We start from the raw sequence: 1,072 nt of genomic DNA on the forward strand, positions 1-1,072 counted from the left end.
CGCGATGAGGTGATGACGGCGGAGAAGGAGCGTATCGCCAAGGCGGCGCTGGCCGAGTTGCCGCAAGATGGCGCGATCGTGATTGACGCGGGCACCACGACGGGCCGTTTGGTGCAGGCGTTGCCGGTGGATCGGGAGTTGACGGTGATCGTGAACTCGCCGCCGTTGGCGACCGCGCTGGCCACCCGCGCGAATCTGACGGTGTTCATGTTGGGTGGGCGGGTGCGGGGGCGGACCTTGGCCACGGTTGATGACTGGGCGCTGCGGCCGTTGGCCGATCTGCATGTGGACGTGGCGTTCATGGCGGCCAACGGTTGTTCGGTGGCCAAGGGGCTGACGACCCCGGATCCGGCCGAGGCCGCGATCAAACGGGCGATGGTCGAGGCCGCGCAGCGGTGCGTGCTGCTGGCCGATCACACCAAGTTCGCCAATACCTATCTGTCTCGTTTCGCCGCGCTGCAGGAGATCGATGTGGTGATCAGTGATGTGGGGCTCGATGCCGGGGTGGCGGCCGAGATGGCCGCGGCCGGGCCCGAGGTGATCCGGGCGTGATCGTCACCTTGACTCTCAATCCCAGTCTGGATCGCACGATCGAGGTCGGGGCGTTGACGCGCGGGGCGGTGATCCGGGCCGCGGCCACCCATCTGGATCCCGGTGGTAAGGGGGTCAACGTCTCGCGGGCGTTGCTGGCCAACCGGGTTCGCTCGTGTGCGGTGGTGCCTTTCGGCGGGGATGAGGGGCGGCGGCTGGTGAGCCTGCTCTCAGCCGAGGGCATCGAGATGGTCACCGTGCCGGTGGCCGGGGCCACTCGTTCCAATGTCGCGCTGGCCGAGCCGGACGGCACGGTCACGAAGATCAACGAGCCGGGGACGGCGTTGTCGGCGGCGGAGTTGGAGGCCATCGCCGAGGCCGTGCTCGGTGCGGCCGGCAGCGCGGACTGGGTGGTGGCCTCCGGTAGCCTGCCGCCTGCGGTGCCCGTTGATGTGTATGCGCGTTTGTGTGAGCGTTTCAGCGGTGCGGGGATCAACGTCGCGGTCGATACCAGCGGGCCGGCGCTGATGCACGCGCTGGC

The 1,072-nt window shown here is 68.8% G+C and carries 2 protein-coding genes; both read left to right on the forward strand.

Annotation, left to right across the window (positions count from 1 at the left end; all coding sequences use genetic code 11):
- Nucleotides 1-552, forward strand: a 552-nt coding sequence (locus ABT130_RS47670; RefSeq protein WP_350966513.1) for a DeoR/GlpR family DNA-binding transcription regulator, incomplete at its 5' end; no start/stop codon positions are given.
- Nucleotides 549-1,072 (forward strand): 1-phosphofructokinase family hexose kinase (locus ABT130_RS47675; protein WP_350966514.1); only part of this gene is annotated, 524 nt, incomplete at its 3' end. The genes ABT130_RS47670 and ABT130_RS47675, both read left to right, overlap by 4 nt.

Source organism: Streptosporangium sp. NPDC001681 (assembly GCF_040298085.1).
In the GTDB taxonomy this organism is placed as follows: domain Bacteria; phylum Actinomycetota; class Actinomycetes; order Streptosporangiales; family Streptosporangiaceae; genus Streptosporangium.